At 61.3% G+C, this 21,732-nt stretch carries 17 protein-coding genes and 1 pseudogene; 15 read left to right on the forward strand and 3 right to left on the reverse strand.

Features of this window, described 5'->3' with window-relative positions; translation table 11 throughout:
* Positions 1 to 108: 108 nt before the first annotated feature.
* The 3 genes and pseudogenes from ACCD00_RS13255 to phhA form a co-directional block, all read right to left on the reverse strand.
* A pseudogene (locus ACCD00_RS13255) lies at positions 109 to 213 on the reverse strand (hypothetical protein); the annotation flags it as partial.
* Positions 213 to 569 carry a 4a-hydroxytetrahydrobiopterin dehydratase gene (locus ACCD00_RS13260; protein WP_007975310.1) on the reverse strand — a complete coding sequence of 119 codons (357 nt, stop codon included), beginning with the start codon at positions 567 to 569 and terminating at the stop codon, positions 213 to 215. The pseudogene ACCD00_RS13255 and the gene ACCD00_RS13260, both read right to left, overlap by 1 nt.
* 105 nt (positions 570 to 674) lie before the next feature.
* The gene (phhA, locus tag ACCD00_RS13265) at positions 675 to 1,460 is read right to left on the reverse strand and encodes a phenylalanine 4-monooxygenase (protein WP_413425093.1); all 786 of its coding nucleotides are present in this window, start codon (positions 1,458 to 1,460) and stop codon (positions 675 to 677) included.
* Positions 1,461 to 1,854: 394 nt separating this feature from the next.
* Here phhA and ACCD00_RS13270 point away from each other — a divergent pair, with 394 nt between their 5' ends.
* The 15 genes from ACCD00_RS13270 (at position 1,855) to ACCD00_RS13340 (ending at position 21,703) form a co-directional block, all read left to right on the forward strand.
* Positions 1,855 to 3,414: a sigma-54-dependent transcriptional regulator gene (locus tag ACCD00_RS13270; protein WP_413425095.1), complete on the forward strand. Its 1,560-nt coding sequence runs from the start codon at positions 1,855 to 1,857 to the stop codon at positions 3,412 to 3,414.
* Positions 3,415 to 3,754: 340 nt separating this feature from the next.
* Complete coding sequence (locus ACCD00_RS13275) at positions 3,755 to 4,495, forward strand: flagellar basal body rod protein FlgF (protein WP_008021361.1); 741 nt, start codon at positions 3,755 to 3,757, stop codon at positions 4,493 to 4,495.
* Between the two features lie 45 nt (positions 4,496 to 4,540).
* Positions 4,541 to 5,326: a flagellar basal-body rod protein FlgG gene (flgG, locus tag ACCD00_RS13280; protein WP_015096282.1), complete on the forward strand. Its 786-nt coding sequence runs from the start codon at positions 4,541 to 4,543 to the stop codon at positions 5,324 to 5,326.
* Positions 5,327 to 5,378: 52 nt separating this feature from the next.
* Complete coding sequence (flgH, locus tag ACCD00_RS13285; RefSeq protein WP_413425097.1) at positions 5,379 to 6,074, forward strand: flagellar basal body L-ring protein FlgH; 696 nt, start codon at positions 5,379 to 5,381, stop codon at positions 6,072 to 6,074.
* Between the two features lie 18 nt (positions 6,075 to 6,092).
* Positions 6,093 to 7,202: a flagellar basal body P-ring protein FlgI gene (locus ACCD00_RS13290; protein WP_413425179.1), complete on the forward strand. Its 1,110-nt coding sequence runs from the start codon at positions 6,093 to 6,095 to the stop codon at positions 7,200 to 7,202.
* 11 nt (positions 7,203 to 7,213) lie between these two features.
* Positions 7,214 to 8,500, forward strand: a complete 1,287-nt coding sequence (gene flgJ, locus ACCD00_RS13295; RefSeq protein ID WP_413425099.1) for a flagellar assembly peptidoglycan hydrolase FlgJ — start codon at positions 7,214 to 7,216, stop codon at positions 8,498 to 8,500.
* 23 nt (positions 8,501 to 8,523) lie between these two features.
* Positions 8,524 to 10,569, forward strand: coding sequence for a flagellar hook-associated protein FlgK (gene flgK, locus ACCD00_RS13300; RefSeq protein WP_413425101.1), 2,046 nt, complete (start codon positions 8,524 to 8,526; stop codon positions 10,567 to 10,569).
* Positions 10,570 to 10,582: 13 nt separating this feature from the next.
* Positions 10,583 to 12,154 (forward strand): flagellar hook-associated protein 3, encoded by a 1,572-nt coding sequence (locus ACCD00_RS13305; protein ID WP_413425103.1) that lies wholly within the window; start codon positions 10,583 to 10,585, stop codon positions 12,152 to 12,154.
* Between the two features lie 115 nt (positions 12,155 to 12,269).
* Complete coding sequence (locus ACCD00_RS13310; protein ID WP_413425105.1) at positions 12,270 to 15,863, forward strand: glycosyltransferase; 3,594 nt, start codon at positions 12,270 to 12,272, stop codon at positions 15,861 to 15,863.
* 442 nt (positions 15,864 to 16,305) lie between these two features.
* A complete protein-coding gene (rfbF, locus tag ACCD00_RS13315; RefSeq protein WP_413425107.1) occupies positions 16,306 to 17,079 on the forward strand; it encodes a glucose-1-phosphate cytidylyltransferase in 774 nt (257 codons plus the stop codon).
* Positions 17,061 to 18,143, forward strand: coding sequence for a CDP-glucose 4,6-dehydratase (gene rfbG, locus ACCD00_RS13320; protein WP_413425109.1), 1,083 nt, complete (start codon positions 17,061 to 17,063; stop codon positions 18,141 to 18,143). Before rfbF ends, rfbG begins: the two co-directional genes overlap by 19 nt.
* Positions 18,140 to 18,700, forward strand: coding sequence for a dTDP-4-dehydrorhamnose 3,5-epimerase family protein (locus tag ACCD00_RS13325; protein WP_413425111.1), 561 nt, complete (start codon positions 18,140 to 18,142; stop codon positions 18,698 to 18,700). Before rfbG ends, ACCD00_RS13325 begins: the two co-directional genes overlap by 4 nt.
* Complete coding sequence (locus tag ACCD00_RS13330) at positions 18,697 to 19,923, forward strand: methyltransferase domain-containing protein (protein ID WP_413425113.1); 1,227 nt, start codon at positions 18,697 to 18,699, stop codon at positions 19,921 to 19,923. Before ACCD00_RS13325 ends, ACCD00_RS13330 begins: the two co-directional genes overlap by 4 nt.
* Entirely contained in the window at positions 19,920 to 21,041 is a 1,122-nt protein-coding gene (locus ACCD00_RS13335) for a DegT/DnrJ/EryC1/StrS family aminotransferase (protein WP_413425115.1), read from the forward strand. Before ACCD00_RS13330 ends, ACCD00_RS13335 begins: the two co-directional genes overlap by 4 nt.
* Entirely contained in the window at positions 21,038 to 21,703 is a 666-nt protein-coding gene (locus ACCD00_RS13340) for a NeuD/PglB/VioB family sugar acetyltransferase (RefSeq protein WP_413425117.1), read from the forward strand. The genes ACCD00_RS13335 and ACCD00_RS13340 overlap by 4 nt, the downstream gene beginning before the upstream one ends.
* Positions 21,704 to 21,732: the final 29 nt, after the last annotated feature.

Here is a 21,732-nt window from a genome sequence, read left to right on the forward strand (position 1 = left end):
GGGGGGCCCCCGTTTTTTGTTGTGGTTCGCGCCCCCCCCCCCCGGGGGGGCCCCCAAACTCAACCCTTATACAATCCGGGGCTCCGCGGGGGGGGCTTTTAACCCCCCCCCCACGCCCAAATCGAACTTGCGCGGGTTCGGGTCCTGCGCGTAGGCCTCCATCAGGCCGAGGATCGGGTCGCCAGGTACTCGACCGATGGCGTCGAAATGCATTATTTGCGCCCCTCAGCGTCCTTCGCTACTTCGTCAGTGCGCGCGGCCATGATGAAGTCGTTGCGGTGCAGGCCCTTGATCGAGTGGCTCCACCAGGTCACGGTCACTTTGCCCCACTCGGTCAGCAGGCCCGGGTGGTGGCCTTCGGCTTCGGAGATTTCACCGACGGCGTTGGTGAAGGCCAGGGCATGTTTGAAGTTCTTGAACAGGAAGACCTTTTCCAGCTGCATGATGCTGTCGCGTACTTCGATGTTCCAGTCCGGGATCTGCTTGATCAGGATCGGCAGTTCTTCATCGCTGACTTGTGGGGCGTCGGCGCGGCAGGCTTCGCAATGGGCTTGGTTCAAAGTGGACATGGTGTGGTTCCTGAAATCGAGTGTTTTTATATCGGTCGACAGTTCCGTCACGCTAAACCAAAGCGACGGTGACTGACAGACTCACTTGTCAGCAAAAGTCGCGGTTCACGCAGCCTTTGGCGGAAATTTCGGGGTGTGCAGACCCATCTGCATCGCTTGCTTGACCATGCCCATGATGTCTTCGTGGGCCAGGTCGAACAGGCGCTTGAGGTTCGGCAGAACGAAATACAGGGGTTGCAGGATGTCGATGCGGTACGGCGTGCGCATGCATTCCAGCGGGTCGAAGGCTTGATGTTCAGGCTCGTTCGACAGGCAGTAAACGGTTTCCTTCGGCGAAGACAGAATGCCGCCGCCGTAGATGCGCTGGCCTTGCGGGGTGTCGAGCAGACCGAATTCGATGGTCATCCAGTACAGGCGCGCCAGGTACACGCGCTCTTCCTTGGTCGCCTTGAGGCCGAGCTTGCCGTAGGTGTGGGTGAATTCAGCGAACCAGGGGTTGGTCAGCAACGGGCAGTGGCCAAAGATCTCGTGGAAAATGTCCGGCTCTTGCAGGTAGTCCAGTTCTTCGCGAGTGCGAATAAAGGTCGCCACTGGAAACTGCTTGCTGGCCAGCAATTCGAAAAAGGTCTGGAAGGGAATCAGTGCCGGAACCCGGGCAACCTGCCAACCGGTAGTTTCACCGAGGACCTTGTTGATTTCGCCGAGTTGAGGAATGCGGTCGTGGGGCAGACCGAGTTTTTCGATACCGTCCAGGTATTCCTGGCACGCACGCCCTTCGATCACTTTCAGTTGACGAGTGATCAGCGTGTTCCACACCGCGTGTTCTTCGGCGGGGTAGTCGATAAAACCTTGCGCATCGGGCTCGCGAGCCACGTATTGCGTCTGCTTCATGCTGCTCTCCTGCTAGGGGGATTCGTTCTTGTTATGTGCTGCTATAGACCTAGAAATACCCCATGAATTGCAGCGTTGCAGCAGGTGTCGGGCGTCGTGCACAGGAAAACTCCTCGATAAACGTAAAATTTTCGTTACGAATTTGTCGCGATCGCGCAGCCATTGAGATTTCCCGGTTTGAAAAACGCTTTGCCTGTCACATAATCTTGACGACTATCTGGGTGCCTCGAAAGAAAAATGCGATCGAACGCGCACTGCAATACCCCTGTGGGAGCGGGCTTGCTCGCGAAAGCGTCGGCATAGTCAACATTGATGTATCAGACAGACCGCCTTCGCGAGCAAGCCCGCTCCCACAGGACCTCAACCTCACTCACTGCATTTTCGGGCCTTTTATATGCGTATCAAAGTCCACTGCCAGAACCGCATAGGCATCCTGCGCGACATTCTCAATCTGTTGGTGGAGTACGGGATCAACGTGGCCCGCGGTGAGGTGGGCGGTGAGCATGGCAATGCCATCTACCTGCATTGCCCGAACCTGATCAACATTCAGTTCCAGGCCTTGCGTCCGAAATTCGAAGCGATTGCCGGGGTCTTTGGCGTCAAGCGTGTAGGGCTGATGCCCAGCGAGCGTCGGCACATGGAACTCAATGCACTGCTCGGTGCGCTGGAGTGTCCGGTGCTGTCGATCGATATGGGCGGTTCCATTGTCGCGGCCAACCGGGCAGCGGCGCAGTTGCTCGGAGTGCGGGTCGACGAGGTGCCGGGTATTCCCCTGTCGCGGTACGCCGAAGATTTCGATTTGCCGGAACTGGTGCGCGCCAACAAGTCGCGGATCAACGGGCTGCGGGTCAAGGTCAAGGGTGATGTGTTTCTGGCCGACATCGCGCCATTGCAATCGGAGCACGACGACAGTGAGGCCATGGCTGGTGCGGTGCTGACGCTGCACCGCGCCGACCGGGTGGGCGAGCGCATCTATAACGTGCGCAAGCAGGAGCTGCGCGGCTTCGACAGCATCTTTCAGAGCTCGAAAGTGATGGCCGCGGTAGTGCGCGAAGCGCGGCGCATGGCGCCGCTGGATGCGCCGCTTTTGATCGAAGGGGAAACCGGTACCGGTAAAGAATTGCTGGCGCGAGCCTGCCATCTGGCCAGTCCTCGCGGGCAGTCGCCGTTGATGGCGCTCAATTGTGCCGGTCTGCCGGAGTCCATGGCCGAGACTGAACTGTTCGGTTATGGCCCTGGTGCCTTTGAAGGGGCGCGGGCCGAAGGCAAGCTCGGGCTGCTGGAGCTGACGGCGGGCGGTACGCTGTTTCTCGATGGCGTTGGGGAAATGAGCCCGCGCTTGCAGGTGAAATTGCTGCGCTTCTTGCAGGACGGTTGCTTCCGTCGGGTGGGCAGTGATGAAGAGGTCTACCTCGACGTGCGAGTGATCTGCGCGACTCAGGTCGACCTGTCCGAATTGTGTGCTCGCGGCGAGTTCCGCCAGGACCTCTATCACCGCTTGAATGTGTTGTCGCTGCACATCCCGCCGTTGCGCGAATGCCTCGACGGATTGACGCCGCTGGTGGAGCACTTCCTCGATCAGGCCAGTCGGCAGATCGGCTGTTCGCTACCCAAACTCGCCCCGGCGGCCATGGAGCGGCTCAGTCACTACCATTGGCCGGGTAACGTGCGGCAACTGGAGAACGTGCTGTTCCAGGCGGTTTCCCTGTGCGACGGCGGCACGGTCAAGGCCGAGCATATTCGTCTGCCGGATTATGGCGTGCGTCAGCCTCTTGGCGATTTTTCGCTGGAAGGGGGGCTGGACGAGATCGTCGGGCGTTTCGAGAAAGCCGTGCTGGAGCGGTTGTATTCCGAGCATCCTAGCAGTCGGCAACTGGGCAAGCGCCTGGGGGTTTCACATACCACCATTGCCAACAAGTTGCGCGAGTATGAGGTGGGCAAGACCGAGTCTTGACTGAAATCTGCGGCGTAATTGCCGGCCTCTTCGTCGGATCGCCGCCCGGAGCAAGCCCGCTCCCACATTTGGACGGCGTTCTCCCTGTGGGAGCGGGCTTGCTCCGGGCGGCGATCCGACGAAGGCGACAGTTCAGTCACTCAAGAGGCCGGCTCTTGCCACCCACCGGCATGACACCGCCGGTTTTTCGTCTCCGATACAAATCACCAATCCCCTCTGATCCCTTCAAGTCCTTTGTTTGCCGGGCCTCGCGCCGCCAAAAACAAGTTGGTCTGCAAATTGCTTATGGCTCAGCAGTACAGCAGTGGACGGCAAACGTCCGGCAGGCAGAGGAAAGAGTGTGGACAAGTACCTTTATGTGGCAATGACCGGCGCCAGCCAGAATGCACTGGCGCAAAAGGCTCATGCCAACAACCTCGCGAACATCTCCACCAACGGCTTCCAGAAAGACCTGGAGCAGGCCCGTTCGATGCCGGTGTTCGGTGACAGCTTTCCGGCGCGTGCGTTTGCCATGTCCGAACGCCCAGCCACCGATTTCTCCCCGGGCTCGCTGGTGGAAACCGGCCGCGACCTCGACGTTGCCGTGCAAGGCAATGGCTGGATTGCCGTGCAGAACCCCGATGGCGCTGAAAGCTACGTGCGCACCGGCAGCCTGAACGTTGACGCCCTGGGCGTGTTGCGCGCCGGCAACGGCATGCCGGTCATGGGCAATGGCGGGCCGATTGCCGTGCCGCCGGAGCAGCAGATCGAAGTCGGTGAAGACGGCACCATCAGCATCCGCGCAATGGGCGAAGGTCCCCGGGTGATGGCTGAGGTCGACCGCATCAAGCTGGTCAACCCGGACCTCAAGAACATGACCAAGGGCCTGGATGGTTCGATCCACACCAAGGACGGCAAGCCGGCGCAGGCTGATGCCGGCGTCAAGCTGGTGTCCGGGTTCCTCGAGTCGAGCAACGTCAATGCCGTGGAAGAGATGACCTCGGTACTGGCCTTGTCCAAGCAGTTCGAGCTGCACATCAAGATGATGAACACCGCCAAAGACGATGACCAGGCCATGGCTCGGGTCTTGCAGATCAGCTAATTATCAGAACGTCGCGCCGTAAAACAGGCGCACGAGGAGAATCGAATGCTTCCGGCTCTATGGGTTGCCAAAACAGGTCTGTCCGCCCAGGACACCAACCTGACCACCATTTCCAACAACCTGGCGAACGTGTCGACCACGGGTTTCAAACGTGACCGCGCCGAGTTCCAGGACTTGCTCTACCAGATCAAGCGTCAACCAGGCGCCCAGTCGACCCAGGACAGCGAACTGCCGTCGGGCCTGCAACTGGGTACCGGTGTGCGCATCGTCGGCACCCAGAAAAACTTCACCGCCGGCAGCCTGCAAACCACCGAGCAGCCACTGGACATGGCCATCGACGGTCGCGGTTTCTTCCAGATCCTGCAACCGGACGGCACTACGTCCTACACCCGTGACGGTACGTTCCACCTGGACTCCAACGGCCAGATCGTGAACGCCAGTGGCTTTGCCCTGGAGCCGGCCATTGTCATTCCGAACGACGCGCAGACCTTCACGGTCGGCCGCGACGGCACCGTGTCCATCACCATTGCCGGCAACCCGGCTGCCCAGGTGATCGGCAACCTGCAAACCGCCGACTTCATCAACCCGGCCGGCCTGCAGGCAGTGGGCAACAACCTGTTCCTGGAAACCGCTGCCAGTGGCGCGCCGCAAGTCGGCACACCAGGCCTGAACGGTTTCGGCACCACACTGCAGAACACCCTGGAAACGTCCAACGTCAGCACCGTTGAGGAGATGGTCAACATGATCACCACCCAGCGCGCCTACGAGATGAACTCCAAGGTGATCTCCACCGCCGACCAGATGCTCTCGTTCGTAACGCAGAATCTGTAATCAAGTCTATGTGGCGGCCCTGAGGCTGCCTGCTACACCGTGAGGTAGGGTCATGAATCGCTATGTATCTGTTCTGGCACTGAGTGGGATCGCCGCGCTCGCAGGTTGCGTTCCTGCGACGCCCAAGCCCAATGACCCTTACTACGCTCCGGTGTTGCCGCGCACGCCGTTGCCGGCGGCGGCGAACAACGGCTCGATCTATCAGGCCGGTTTCGAACAGAACCTCTACAGCGACCGCAAGGCGTTCCGGATCGGTGACATCATCACCATCACCCTGAACGAAAGGACCCAGGCCAGTAAAAACGCCAACTCGCAGGTGGCCAAGAACAGCAAGACCGGCATCGGCCTGACCTCGCTGTTCGGTTCTACGCCCAACACCAACAACCCGTTCGGCGATGGCGATCTGAGCCTGAGCGCCAGCTACGAAGGCGACCGCGCCACCAAGGGTGACAGCAAGGCGGCCCAGGGCAACACCCTGACCGGCTCGATCACCGTAACCGTAGCCGATGTGTTGCCCAACGGCATCATCGCGGTGCGCGGTGAGAAGTGGATGACCCTCAATACCGGCGACGAACTGGTACGGATTGCAGGTCTCGTTCGCGCCGATGACATCGCTACCGACAACACCGTGTCGTCGACCCGTGTCGCCGATGCGCGCATCACCTACTCGGGCACCGGTTCGTTTGCCGATGCGAGTCAGCCAGGCTGGTTCGACCGTTTCTTCCTCAGCCCGCTGTTCCCTTTCTAGGTGGCTTTCCAGTTGAGCATGTTGAACTTCAAACACCTTATGGTGGGCGCCCTGTTGCTGTCCGTGGCCTTCGATGCTCAAGCCGAGCGCCTGAAGGACATCGCCAGCATTTCCGGCGTGCGTTCCAACCAGTTGATCGGCTACGGCCTGGTGGTCGGGCTTAACGGCACCGGCGACCAGACGACGCAAACCCCGTTCACCCTGCAGACCTTCAACAACATGCTCTCGCAGTTCGGCATCAAGGTGCCGCCGGGCTCGGGCAACGTGCAGTTGAAGAACGTCGCGGCGGTGTCGATCAGTGCCGATCTGCCGGCGTTCGCCAAGCCGGGGCAGCAGGTCGACATCACCGTTTCGTCCATCGGCAACTCCAAGAGTCTGCGCGGCGGCACCTTGCTGCTGACGCCACTCAAAGGTATCGACGGCAACGTCTATGCGGTGGCCCAGGGCAACCTGGTGGTCGGTGGTTTCGATGCGGAAGGACGAGATGGCTCGAAGATTACCGTCAACGTTCCGTCGGCCGGACGCATCCCCGGTGGTGCGTCGGTGGAGCGCGCGGTGCCGAGTGGTTTCAACCAGGGCAACAGCCTGACGCTGAACCTCAATCGTTCCGACTTCACCACCGCCAAGCGCATCGTCGACAAGATCAACGACATGCTCGGCCCAGGCGTGGCCCAGGCCATCGACGGCGGTTCGATTCGCGTCACCGCGCCGCTCGATCCGAGCCAGCGGGTCGACTACCTGTCGATCCTGGAAAACCTTGAGATCGATCCGGGCCAGGCGGTGGCGAAAGTCATCATCAATTCCCGTACCGGCACCATCGTGATCGGTCAGAACGTCAAGGTTTCCCCGGCCGCCGTGACTCACGGCAGCCTGACCGTGACCATCACCGAAGACCCGATCGTCAGCCAGCCCGGCCCTCTGTCCAATGGCACGACGGCGGTCGTGCCGCGTTCGAAGGTCAATGCCCAGCAGGAAGCCAAGCCGATGTTCAAGTTCGGCCCTGGCACCACCCTCGACGAGATCGTGCGGGCGGTGAATCAGGTCGGTGCGGCACCAGGTGACTTGATGGCCATTCTTGAAGCGTTGAAGCAGGCCGGCGCCCTGCAAGCCGACCTGATCGTGATCTGAGGACGGCCATCGTGGATATGCGCAAGAGCGGTCTGGTCAGCAGCAGCGATTCGGGCTCCTATTCGGACCTCAATCGTCTGAATCAGCTCAAGGTCGGCGACAAGAACAGCGACGGCAACCTGCGCAAGGTGGCGCAGGAGTTCGAATCGCTGTTCCTCGGGGAAATGCTCAAGTCGATGCGCTCGGCCACTGAAGCGCTGGGTCAGGACAATCCGCTCAACACCCCGGCGGCCAAGCAGTACCAGGAAATGTACGACCAGCAATTGGCCGTTTCCATGTCTCGCGAGGGTGGTGGTATCGGCCTGGCGGACGTGCTGATGCGCCAGATGTCGAAGAACAAACCGCTGGCGCCGGGTGAAGCCGCCGCTGCGTCGCTGGCCAAACAGGAGGCCGCGAAAGCAGCCGTTCAAACGCCAGTAGCGGCAGGCACGGTGGCGATCAATGGCCCGCTGTCGCGGGTCAACGGTCAGCGTCCATTGTGGGCTTCGCGATCGGTGCATGCGCCGCAGGAGGCGGGTGAGGGTGGTCATCGCAATGACATGGCGCTGATCAATCAGCGACGCCTGGCATTGCCGCCGAAGCTGGCTGATCGTCTGTTGGCCGGGCTGGTGCCTTCGGCGACGACCACAGCTGCGACGGTCAACAAAACGCAATTACCGGAGCGCACAACGGCCACCGGCTCGGGGCCGCTGTACAACGGCGACTGGCTGGCGAACGCGCAACAATCCTCCTCTGGGGGCATGCAGATTTACGGTCGCGCCATGGCGCAGATTCCTCTGGCGCCGCCGAAGAAAGCCTTCAGCTCCGCCGACGATTTCGTCAACACCATGTTGCCGATGGCCAGGGAAGCGGCGGCCCGGATCGGTGTCGACCCACGTTACCTGGTAGCGCAGGCGGCCCTGGAAACCGGTTGGGGCAAGTCGGTCATGCGCCAGCAGGATGGCAGCAGCAGCCACAACCTGTTCGGCATCAAGGCCGGCAACAGCTGGCAGGGTAATTCGGCGCGGGCGATCACCAGCGAATTCAGAAACGGGCAGATGGTCAAGGAGACGGCCGAGTTCCGTTCCTACGACTCCTACAAGGACAGTTTCCATGACCTCGTGACTTTGCTGCAGACCAACAATCGCTATCAAGATGTCGTGAAGTCGGCCGATAACCCAGAACAGTTTGTACGCGAGTTGCAGAAGGCCGGTTACGCAACCGACCCGGACTACGCAAGCAAGATTTCGCAGATAGCCAAGCAGATGACGAGTTACCAGAACTACGCTGCGGCGGGCGTTTCCACCACGCCTTTATAGGCACAAGGTATAAGGTCTGAATCATGAGTTTGCTCAATATCGGGATGTCGGGGCTGAGTGCTGGCCATAACTCGTTGGTGACGACCGGCAACAACATAGCCAACGTCGACACCGCCGGGTACTCGCGCCAGCAATCTGTGCAGAGCAGCAAAAGCTCGATTCAGTACGGCAACGTGTTCATCGGTACCGGCACGACACTGGCCGATGTGCGCCGTGTGTATAACTCGTATCTCGACTCGCAGCTGCGTACCGCTACCTCGCTCGACAGCGAAGCAGCGTCGTACAACGCTCAAGCCACTCCGCTGGACGCCACGCTTTCCGATAGCAACACCGGGCTGACCGGTGTGCTGCAAAAATTCTTCACCTCGATGCAGGGCGTTTCGACCTCGGCCACCGACGACACGTCCCGCCAGTCGGTGCTGACCGGTGCACAGGCGTTGTCCGCCCGCTTCAATTCGATTGCCAAGCAATTGAACGACCAGAACACCAACCTCAATGGCAGCCTGGGCGACATGGCGGATCAGGTGAACAAGCTGTCCACCACGATCGCCACGCTCAACCAGAAGATTTCCGAGCTCTCCACCGGCAGCAGCCAGCCAAACGACCTGCTGGACTCGCGCAACGAGGCCGTGCGCCAACTGTCCGAGCTGGTCGGTACCCAGGTGGTCGAACGTGGCAACAGCTACGACATCTACGTCGGCAGCGGTCAGCCACTGGTGGTCGGCAACACCACCAATACACTGCAAACCGTGCCGGGCAACGATGATCCATCACGCATGGCGCTGCAGCTCAACCGTGGCTCCAGCACCATCGATGTGACCTCGGTGATCAGCGGCGGTAAAATCGGTGGTCTGCTGACTTATCGCAATGAAGTGCTGGACCCTTCGCTCAATGAGCTGGGGCGAGTGGCACTGGTGGTCGCTGACCAGATCAACAGCCAGCAGGCGCAAGGTATCGACAAGAACGGTGATTTCGGCGCGGCGATCTTCAACAACATCAACAGTGCCGCGCTGGTCAGTCAGCGCAGCATTGCGTCGGCAGGCAACAGTGCCGGCTCCGGCAACCTGGATGTCACCATCAAGGACACCGGCAAGCTGACCACCAGCGACTATCAGGTGACGTTCACCAGCGCAACCAACTACACCGTCAAGCGCTCGGACGGCACCGACATGGGCGCGTTCAGTACCACGACGACTCCGGCTCCGGTGATCGATGGCTTCAGCCTGAACCTGAACGGCGGTGCGCTGAGCGCCGGCGACTCGTTCAAGGTGACGCCGACTCGAGGCGCGGCGGCCAGTATCCAGACCGTGCTCACCGACCCGAAAAAAATCGCCGCCGCCGCCCCGTTGACCGGCGTGACCAGTGCCAACAACAGCGGCACCTACACCCAGCCGACGCTGAGCAGCACCATCGATATCTACAACCCGGCGGCCCAGGCGGAAATGCAGACCGCGCTCAAGTACTCGACGCCGGTCAAACTGGTTTTCGCAGCGGCCAGCGGCGGTAGCCAGAACTACAACATGGTCGATGCCAAGGGCAACTCGATCGGCACCGGCACCATCGTTCCCGGCCAGAGCAACACACTGAACCTGAAAGTGGGCATGGTCGATGCCAGCGGTGCTCCGGTCATGGACAGCAGCGTCACGCCGGCGGTGCAGAAGACGTTCACCGTGCAGACCACGGTCGGCGCCACGCCAGCCAGCGGCGAAAGCTTCGCCATCAACCTGGCTGGCGCGGCGTCTTCGGACAACCGCAATGCCCAGGCGCTGGTCGGACTGCAAACCAGGCAGACCGTAGACACCGGCACGGCGAGCAAGGGCATCAGCCTGACCGATGCCTACAACAAACTGGTGACCAACGTCGGCGCCAAGGCGGCCCAGGGCAAGTCCGACAGCGAGGCCACCACGGCGATCCTGGCCAACGCCAAAGGGGCGCGGGATTCGAACTCCGGGGTCGACCTGGATGAAGAAACCGGCAACCTGGTCAAGTACCAGCAGTACTACACCGCGTCTTCGCAGATCATCAAGGCTGCGCAGGAAATTTTCACCACGCTGATCAACAGCCTTTAAGGAGTCGTAATTCATGCGCATTTCCACCGCCCAGTATTACGAAATCACCGCTGCGAACTACCAGCGCAACTTCAACAAGGCCATCGCGACCAGCAACGAAGCCAGCAGCCTGACCCGCGTCAATACCGCCGCCGATGATCCGATCGGTGCCGGTCGTTTGCTGCAGTTGGGTCAGCAGAGCGCGATGCTTGATCAGTACGGCACCAACATCCAGAGCACCAAGAGCGCGTTGAGCCTGCAGGAAACGACGCTCGACTCCATCGGTACCGCTTTGCAGCGCGCCAAGGAACTGGCCCTCGCCGCCAGCAACGGCATCGCCACCGACGCGGACCGCAAGGCCTATGCTTCGGAGTTGGGTCAGATCCAGCAACAAGTGTTGGGCCTGATGAACTCCAAGGATGCGAACGGCAACTACGTGTTCTCCGGTTCGAAAACCGACACTGCGCCTTATTCGCAGAACTCGGACGGTACCTACAGCTACAACGGCGACCAGACCACCGTCGACCTTGGCATTGGCGATGGCATGACGATCGGGACCAACACCACCGGCTGGGATGCGTTCCAGCAGACCATCAATACCGGTCGCACCCAAACCACCATGACCGCTCCGGCAGTGGATGACGGTCGCGTGGTGCTGTCCAACGGTACGGTCGGCACCAGCTCTACCTACAACGCGAAGTTCTCTGGCGGCCAGCCCTACACCGTCAGTTTCCTCAGCAGCACCCAGTTGAAGATCACCGACTCGCTGGGTAACGACGTTACGACCGAAGCCAGCCAGAACGGCGTCATCAGCAACGCCAACGGTGCCAACCAGACGGTCAGTTTCCGTGGCGTTGACCTGAAGCTGAACATCAACCTCAAATCCACTGATACCAACCCGGATGCGGTGATCGCCGGTCACAGTTTCAATCTGTCTTCCACCACGGATACCTTCAACACTTCGCGCAGTGCCGGTAACGCGTCGACCGCAGTCATCACCGGTTCCAGCGTGACGAACCAGACGGCGTACACCAACGCCTTTCCATCGGGCGGGGCGATCCTCAAGTTCACCAGTGCCACCGATTTCGACCTGTATGCGGCACCGATCACCGCCGACAGCAGGCCGGTGTCGTCGGGCACCGTGGCGGGCGGCAACGCCACTGCGGCGGGTGTGACGTTTGCCTTGGGCGGTGGCGCCCCGGCGTCCGGCGACCAGTTCGTGATTCAGTCCAACAACCATCAGACCCAGAACGTGCTCGATACCCTGGGCCAGATGATTACCGCGCTGAATACGCCAATCGACGGCAACCCGGTGGCCAAGCAGGTGTTTCTGGGCGCCATGGAGTCGGGAATGGGCAACATCGACAGTGCGGCCAACCAGATCGGCTCGGCCATCACCACGATCGGTGCCCGTGGTCAGGCGCTGGATAACCAGACCGCGACCAACGAGAGCCTGACCCTGGCGAACACGGCGAGCCAGTCGTCGATTCGCGATTCGGACCCGGCCGAAGTCATGACTCGCCTGACCTTGCAGCAGACCATGCTGCAGGCCGCGCAGCTGGCGTTCAGCAAGATTTCCCAGTTGGGCCTGTTCAACAAGATCTGATGGCGGTCGGGCGCGCAGGCGCCCGATTGTCTTGCCCCTTCAGTATTTATCGTCTTTTTTGCGGTAACAAAGGGCTCGCTTTTCAGGGCGGGCTCGCGCCGCCTGTGAGCCCGCCGTGAATTCACTCCCGCTTGTCAGCCTGGTCATTCCTGCCTTCAATCCGCGCTTCTTCGGTCGTGCCTTGCACACGGCTGTGAGTCAGAGCTACGGCAATCTGGAGATCATCGTTTGCGATGACAGTCGCGGTCATGAGATCGAAGAGATCGTGGCTTCGGCGGTTGAGCAGGGCGCGGCCGTACGGTATGTGCGAAATCCGCGAACCCTGGGGCTGGTGGGCAACTTGCAAGCCTGCCTGGAGCAGGCGCAAGGCGAGTACATCAAGTTTCTTTGTGACGATGACCAGTTGTTCTCGGCCTGCATCGAGCGTCAGGCCCAGGCGCTGATCGACTGCCCCGACGTCAATCTGGTCGTGGCCCAGCGGCTGCTCTGGGATGCCGACGACATGCCGCTGCCTTCGCGCCTGGAAAACACCCCGCTTTCCCCGGTGGGCGGGGTGTTCAAGGGCGAGGACCTGCTGGCGATCTTCGAAAACTTCCCGGTCAACATCCTCGGCGGCTTCAGCAACGCGATGTTCCGTCGGGCGGACGTGCTCGAACTGTTCCCGGCACTGACTCAGCCCGGCCATTGCTTCGTCGCGACCCTCGATTTCGCCTTGTACGTCTGCCTGATGCGGCGCGGAAATCTGGCGGTGTCCAATCACGTGCTCGGCGTCGAGCGCCTGTACCCGGAGCGTTTGAGCGGCCAGCAGGCGATGAAGGACGCGGCCGAAACCGAGCGGCAATGGCTGTCGCAGATGCTCAAGGCCCGTGGCGGCGAATCTGCGCCGGCGCAGGGTTGGGTGCGTTATGTGCCATTGACCAAAGTGGACGAGTCACCGCGGGTTTGGGAGGAATTGCCGCTGAGCCGGACCCTGGGGACAAAACAGACTACCCAGGACTGGCATGTCGGCATCGCCAGTGTCAGTTTCGCGCAACTGTATGCCCAGTGGCTGGCGTGCCGCACGATCACCGACGGTCAGCGCGAGCTGCTGGCGGATACGCTCGAAGCCTGGCCGAGCAGACCCAAAATCGTTCCGGTCATCATCGATGAGCATGGCAGTCGTTCGTCGCTGGAGCTCACCCTGCAATCGCTGGCAGATCAGGATTACGCCCCTGAACTGACACTGGTGCTGTCGGCATCCTGTACGCAAGCCGGGCTGGACGAGCGTGTGTTCCGCTTGCCGTTGCAGGACGACTGGCAGCAGCAAATCAACACCCTGTTGCCGCAACTGGAAGGCGCTGGCTGGTTCTATCTGTTGCGTGCCGGTGATCGCCTGGTGGCGCCGGCCTTGCTGATCATGGCTGAACGAATTGCGCTGTCGCGCACGCTGACCTGCCTGTACAGCGACGAAGGCGGGCTGCATCAGGGGGAGTCGGCCGAGCCTGCATTCAAGCCGGACTTCAACCTGGACCTCATGCGCAGCTATCCCTACGTGGGGCGAGCGCTGGCATTCGAGCGCGAGCAGTTCCTGGCGCTGGGCGGATTCGATTCGGCATACGGTGAGCTGGCGCCACACGATATGTTGTGGCGCATGGTCGAGCTTAGCGGCACGCACGTGGTCGGACACGTTTCGGAGGTGCTGCTGGAGTCGGCGTTCGACCTGACCAAATGGCTGTCGCTGCCGGAAGTGGTGGACACCAATCCGCGGCTGCTTGAGGCGCACTTGCATCGCCTGGGTGTCGCCCACGACATTCGCCAGGGCAGTTCGCAACTGCTCAATCGGATCGACTATCACCATGCCGAGCGGCCGCTGGTGTCGATCGTTATCGTCAGTAAAGATCAGACCCTGGCGTTGCAACGTTGTGTCGAGAGCCTGCTGGAGAAAACGGCCTACGGCGAATACGAGTTGCTGTTGGTGGACAACGGCAGCGAGAGCGTCGAGGCGCTTGACTGGTTCGCCGGCATGGCGCAACTGGGCAGCGACCGGATCCGGGTGTTGCGCAGTGAATTGCAAGGCAATGCGGCGGCGGTGCGCAATTTCGCCGTGCGGCAGGCGGCTGGCGATTACGTCCTGATGCTCAATCCTTACACGGTGATTACCCAGGCCGAATGGCTGGGTGAATTGCTCAACCATGCCCAACGTCCGGAAGTTGGCGTGGTGGGGGCCAAGTTGTTCAACCCCGATGGCCGCGTGCTGCATGCCGGCCTGATTCTCGGGTTGCAAGGGCCGGCCGGCGTGCCGTTCCATGGCGAGATGCTGCACGCGGCGGGCTACATGTACCGCTTGCAGGTCGCCCACGATTTCAGTGCTGTCGGCGGCGATTGCCTGATGGTGCGCAAGGCGGTCTTCGAAGCGGTCGGTGGCCTGGATGAGCAGGGCCTGGCACAGTCCCTCAACGAAGTGGACCTGTGTTTGCGCGTCGGCCAGGAAGGCTATCTGGTGGTCTGGACACCTCACGCGCAACTGGCGTTGGGCGCGCAACCGGCGGCGGTTGTGCATGAAGATGACCAGGTCCGCAGCGAACGGGAGCAGGAAGTTTTCTACAAACGCTGGCTGCCGATCGTGGCCCGTGATCCGGCCTACAACACCAACCTGGCGTTGCAGGGATTGGGCGGGGCAAGCTACAGTCTGGAGCCTGGATTGCGCTCCGGTTGGAGCCCGTTTTCCAAGGCGCAATTGCCGAAGATTCTCGCGTTGCCGGTCAACGCGTCCGCCATCGGCCATTACCGGGTCACGCAACCGTTGATTGAGCTGGAGGCGGCCGGCAGGGCACAGGGGCGCATTCATTACAACCTGCCGACCATCATCGAAGTCGAGCGCCATTCGCCTGACGTGATCATCTTGCAGGGGCGCTATTCCGAAGGTCCGATCAACGAAATCCCGAGCCTGCAAAAATACTCCAGCGCACGACGCATCTATGAGCTGGATGACTTCGTGATCAACGTTCCGCACCGCAATGCGCACATCCGCAACATGCCGGGCAAGGACGAAATGGAGAAGCTGGTCCGGCGCGCCATCGGCATGTGCGATCGCGTGGTGGTCTCCACCGAGCCGCTGGGCAATGCGCTGTCGGACATGCATCACGACATTCGCGTGGTGCCCAACATGTTGGCGTCGCACTTGTGGACCGACCTGCGCGGCCAGCGCCGCACCTCGAAGAAGCCTCGGGTCGGCTGGGGCGGCGGCACCAGCCACCACGGTGACCTGGCGGTCATCGCCGATGTGGTCCGCGAATTGGCCAATGAAGTCGACTGGGTATTCTTCGGCATGTGCCCGGACGATTTGCGCCCGTACATGCACGAGTTTCATGGGGTGATCGGGCTGGATGTGTACCCGGCCAAGCTGGCCAGCCTGAACCTGGATCTGGCATTGGCTCCGTTGGAGTTCCACATCTTCAACGATTGCAAGAGCAACCTGCGGCTGCTGGAGTATGGCGCTTGCGGTTACCCGGTGATCTGCACCGACACCGAGGCCTATCGCGGCTACCTGCCGTGCACCCGGGTCAAGACCAACTCCACGGATGAGTGGCTGCAGGCGATCCGCATGCACCTGGCCGATCCGGACGCCAGCTATCGCATGGGCGATGAGTTGCGCGAGATCGTGCTGCGCGACTACGTGCTGCGCGGCGACAATTTGCGCTACTGGGAAAATGGCTGGCTGGCGGACTGACAGTTCACGCATCCATCCTGACCAGGCAGGCGACGTTGAGTCGCCTGCCTTTTTTTGGGTCCTTCACAGATAACGCAATACTTGTAGGAGCCGGCTTGCCGGCGATGGACTCAAGTGCCCCGCGTTTAACCAGTCCATACGCGTTATCGTTAACGACCTTCGCCAGCAAGCTGGCTCCTACAGGTCTGTGTTCCCCCGGGATTTATTGAGGAGCCATTTGCCCGCAAGACCCTGGCGCAGTACGCCGCAGACCTCTCTTCGTATCGCCAGGCACTGAACTGAAAGAGCTGGCGCGTTTCCTGCAAGTCCCCCTTATATCGCCATAAAACGAGCACTTCCGGTGAGTCCGGACGTGCCCTGAACGGCGGCAGGTTTAACCCGGATGGCCCGCAAAAGCTTGATACAGCTTGGCTGAGCCCTGTGACGAACGAGAGGGAAAGGGATGAAGGCAGTTATTTTGGCGGGTGGCCTGGGTACGCGGATCAGCGAGGAGTCGCACCTAAAGCCCAAGCCGATGATCGAGGTCGGTGGCAAGCCAATTCTCTGGCACATCATGAAACAGTACTCCGCTCATGGAATCCACGATTTCGTGATCTGCCTTGGCTACAAGGGCTATGCGATCAAGGACTTCTTCGCCAACTATTTCCTGCACACCTCCGACGTCACGTTCGACATGCGCAACAACCGCATGGATGTTCACCAGAACTACAGCGAGCCATGGCGCGTCACGCTGATCGACACCGGCGAAGAGACCATGACCGGCGGCCGGTTGCGCCGTGCCCGCCGCTACCTCGAAGACGAACAGGCGTTCTGCTTCACCTATGGCGACGGCGTGTCGGACCTCAACATCGGTGCGTTGGTTGATTTCCATCTCAAGCACGAAAAACTGGCGACCGTCACCGCGGTACAACCACCCGGTCGCTACGGCGCGCTCAATCGCGATGGCGACAAGGTCCTGGGTTTCACCGAAAAACCTCGCGGCGACGGTGGCTGGATCAATGGCGGGTTCTTCGTCCTCTCGCCCAAGGTCCTGCCGTTGATCGAAGGCGACGACACCTCGTGGGAGTCCGGCCCGCTGGATGGCCTGGCCGAGCGCGGCGAACTCATGGCGTTCCAGCACGACGGTTTCTGGCAGCCGATGGACACCCTGCGTGACAAGAACCACCTCGAGGCGTTGTGGCAGAGCGGGGAGGCCCCATGGAAACAATGGGACTGAGCACGCAATTCTGGCGCGGCAAGCGGGTGCTGGTCACCGGGCACACAGGGTTCAAGGGCAGCTGGCTGACGTTGTGGCTGCAAAGCCTGGGCGCCGAGGTCAGCGGGTTTTCCCTTGATCCGTCCACCGAGCCGAGCCTGTTCGAACTGGCCCGCGTTCACGAAGGCATCAATGATCAGCGCGGTGACCTGCGTGACCTGGGGGCCTTGCTGGAACTGATTGCCGAGACCCAGCCGGAAATCGTCCTGCACCTGGCGGCCCAGCCGCTGGTGCGCGAAGGTTACCGCGACCCGTTGGGCACCTATTCCAGCAACGTCATGGGCACCCTCAATCTGCTCGAAGCGATCCGTCAGGTGGGTGGCGTGCGCGCCTGCGTGCTGGTCACCACCGACAAGGTCTACGCCAATCAGGAATGGCTGTGGCCATACCGCGAAAACGAAGCGTTGGGCGGTCACGATCCCTACAGCAGCAGCAAGGCTTGTTGCGAATTGCTCGCGCAATCCTATGCCGCCTCGTTCTTTGCGCCTGAAAAGCACGCCGAGCACGGTCTGGCGTTGGCCACGGCGCGCGCCGGCAACGTGCTCGGAGGCGGCGATTTCGCCCCGGAGCGGTTGATTCCCGACGTGCTGCGGGCGTGGTCGGCGGATGAGCCCGTGACCTTGCGCTATCCGCAGGCGGTGCGCCCATGGCAACACGCGCTGGAACCGCTGGCCGGCTATCTGCAACTGGCTGCCGGCCTGTTTGAGCAAGGCCCGGAATTCGCCGGGGCGTGGAATTTCGGTCCCGGTGAAGCGGACATGTGCAGCGTCGGTGAAGTGGTCGAACTGCTCGCCAGCCGCTGGCCGCAGGCACGCGGGCTGCGCATCGAACCGAGCGATATGCATGAGGCCGGCCTGTTGCGCCTGGACAGCAGCCGCGCCCGTCAATTGCTCGGCTGGCAACCGCGCTGGTCGTTGCAGCAGTGCCTGACCCAGACCCTGGATTGGCATCTGGCGTGGCAGAACGGCGATGACATGCGCGCCATCAGCCTGGCGCAATTGAACCTGTACCGAGGCGCACTGTGAGTGAATTTTTGTTGAAGGCGTTGCCGTTGAACGGTTTGTTCAGCGTGCAGCACAAACGCTTCGAGGACCAGCGCGGACACTTTTCCCGGTTATTTTGCGAAGGCAGCCTCAGTGCGTTTGGCCAGGCGTTTCATATCCACCAGATCAATCACTCCTGCACCCGCGAACGCGGCAGCGTGCGTGGCCTGCATTACCAGAATGCCTGTGCGCCGGAAGCCAAATTGATCACTTGCCTGCGGGGTGAAGTCTGGGATGTCGCGGTGGATTTGCGTCCCGACTCCGAGACCTTCCTGCACTGGCACGCCGAACACCTGCGTGCCGGCGATGGCCGCAGCCTGTTGATTCCGGCCGGGTTCGCCCATGGCTTCCAGACCCTGAGTGCCGACGCCGAGCTGCTTTACCTGCACAGCAACGACTACATGCCGGAACACGAGGGCGGGTTGTCGGTGCTCGATCCTCGGCTGGCGATTGCCTGGCCGCTGCCTGTCAATAATCTGTCGGTGCGCGATGCCAGCCATCCAGCGCTCGATGAACACTTCGCCGGAGTGCGTCTATGAACTGCCGTGGTTGCGCCGCTGCGCTGACCCTGCCGCTGATCGACCTGGGCACCTCGCCGCCGTCCAACGCCTACGTGCGTGTCGACCAGCTGGAGCAGGTCGAACAATGGGTGCCGTTGAAGGTTGCCGTGTGCCAGCAATGCTGGCTGGTGCAAACCGAGGATTACACCAGCGCCGACAGCCTGTTCGATGCCGAGTACGCCTATTTCAGTTCGTTCTCCAGCACCTGGCTGGCCCATGCCGAGCGTTATGTGGCCGAGATGGTGGAGCGCTTCGGCCTGACTGCCGACAGTCGCGTGGTGGAAGTCGCGGCCAACGACGGTTACCTGCTGCAGTACGTGGCCAGGCGCGGCATCCCTTGCCTGGGCGTCGAGCCGACTCGCAGCACCGCGCAAGCGGCGCGGGAAAAGGGCCTGGAGATTCGTGAGCTGTTTTTCGGTCGCGATACCGCCGCGCAGTTGAAAAGCGAAGGCTGGGGCGCCGACCTGATGGCCGCCAACAACGTGTTGGCCCACGTCCCGGATATCAACGATTTCCTTGGCGGTTTCGCGACGTTGCTCAAACCGACGGGCGTGGCGACTTTCGAGTTCCCGCAGTTGCTGACCCTGATGGCCGGCCAGCAGTTCGACACGCTGTACCACGAACACTATTCCTACCTGTCGCTGACTGCTGTGCAGACGTTGTGCGAGCGCAATGGCCTGCAAGTGTTCGACGTCAGCCAACTCTCGACCCATGGTGGTTCGCTGCGGGTGTTCGTGCAGCGACTGGACGGCGAGCGTCGCGAAATGCAGCCGGCGGTTCAGCAACAGCTACAGGCCGAACTTGCTGCCGGTGTGAAAACCCCTGAGTACTACGCGACCCTGGCGCCCGCCGCCGAGCGCATCAAGCATGACCTGCTGCGCTTCCTGTTGCAGGCCAAGGCCGACGGCAAGCGCGTGGTCGGTTATGGCGCCGCGGCCAAGGGCAACACCTTGCTCAACTACGCCGGTGTCAAAGCGGACCTGCTGGCCTGGGTCGCCGATGCCAACCCGCACAAGCAAGGCAAATACCTGCCCGGTAGCCGCATTCCGATCGTGTCGCCAGCACAGATCGACATCGAAAAACCGGACTACGTGCTGGTGCTGCCGTGGAACCTGCTGGATGAGATCACCCAGGCCTTTGCCGGCATTCGTGCATGGGACGGTCGTTTTGTCATTGCCATTCCCGAGTTGATCATTCGATGAGCCGAATTCATTACACCAAACCCAGTGTCGGTGAGCTGGAAGCTGACTACGTACTCGATGCCGTCCGCCATGGTTGGGGAGAGCGTTGCTACGAGTACCTGACGCGGTTCGAAAAGTCCTTTGCCGGGCACGTGGGAGCGACGTACGCGATTGCAACGTCCAGTTGCACCGGCGCGCTGCATATGGGGATGGCGGCGCTGGGCATCGGTGTCGGCGATGAGGTGATCCTCGCCGATACCAACTGGATCGCTTCGGCCGCGCCCATCACCTATCTGGGTGCGACGCCAGTGTTCGTCGACGTGCTGGCAGACAGTTGGTGCCTTGACCCACAGCAGGTTCGACGGGCGATTACCCCAAGGACCAAAGCGATTCTGGCGGTGCACCTCTACGGCAATCTCTGCGACATGGATGCGTTGCTGGCCATCGGTCGCGAGTTTGGCCTGCCGGTCATCGAAGACGCTGCCGAGGCAATTGGCTCGCAGTGGCGCGGTCAAGCGGCCGGTTCGCTGGGCGCGTTCGGCGCGTTTTCCTTTCACGGCACCAAGACCATGACCACCGGTGAAGGCGGCATCTTCGTGACGTCGGACAAGGCCCTGTATGACCGTGTACTGACCCTGTCCAACCATGGTCGGGTGGCGGGCAGCAGCAAACAGTTCTGGCCGGATTTCCTCGGTTTCAAATACAAGATGAGCAACCTGCAAGCCGCCGTCGGTTGCGCGCAGGTTGAGCGGATCGATGAGCTCATCCAGCGCAAGCGAGCGATCTTCGCTCACTATGCCGATGCCCTGGCTTCCTTGCCGGGCCTGTCCATGAACCCCGAGCCGGACCATTCGCGTAACGGTTACTGGATGCCCACCGTCGTCTTTGACCGCGAACTGGGGATTACCCGGGACATGTTGATCGCCGCTTTCCAGGCCGCCGATATCGATGCGCGGGTGTTCTTCTGGCCGCTGTCGTCCTTGCCGATGTTCAGCGAACTGACGGCCGACTCGCCCGTGGCGCATTCGCTGCCGGAGCGCGCGATCAATCTGCCGAGCTACCACGACATGACCGATGACGATCAGCGCCGGGTCATCGAGGTGCTGCGCGCGCTGGTACTCAAAAGGACCCGGCTATGAAGGTTTACCTGCTGGGGGCGGCCAATCCTGAAGCGGTCCGGATGATCCTCACCCTGCAACGCAGCCAGCCGGACGTGCAGTTCGCCTTTCTCGATAACGATCCGGCGAAGCAAGGCACGCTGTTTTATGGCGTGCCGGTGGTAGGTGGCACCGACAAGGTGCCCGAGCTGAAAGGGCCCGACACACGCTTTGTCAATTTGATCACCGGCTCCACGGCGCTGCGTTACCGGACCACCTGCGAGATCGTCGAGGCCGGTGGCACCCTGGGCAACTTCATCCACCCGGGCATCGATCTGACGATGATCACGATGGGCGTCGGCACGTATCTGCAAGAGGGTGTGATCATGCAGGCGCAAGTCAGCCTGGGCGATAACACCAGTATCAGCGCTGGCAGCGTGGTGGGGCATGAGGGGCAGATCGGTCATTCCGTGTTCATGGCGCCGGGTGTCTGCATTGCCGGTTGTGTCGAGATCGGGGACGGCACCTTCATCGGCACCAACGCCACGATCCTGCCGCGATTGCGCATCGGCCGTTGGGTCACCATCGGTGCGGGCGCCGTGGTAACCAGGGACGTTCCAGACTATGCGGTTGTGGTGGGAAGTCCCGCCAGGACCATCAAGACCAATCCTGCTTCCTTTCAAGACGGTCGGGTTTTCAAGTAACCCCCGCGACCAATTTCCGGAGAGTCTGT

This window comes from Pseudomonas sp. Pseusp3, from assembly GCF_047304225.1.
GTDB classification, from domain to species: domain Bacteria; phylum Pseudomonadota; class Gammaproteobacteria; order Pseudomonadales; family Pseudomonadaceae; genus Aquipseudomonas; species Aquipseudomonas fluorescens_CD.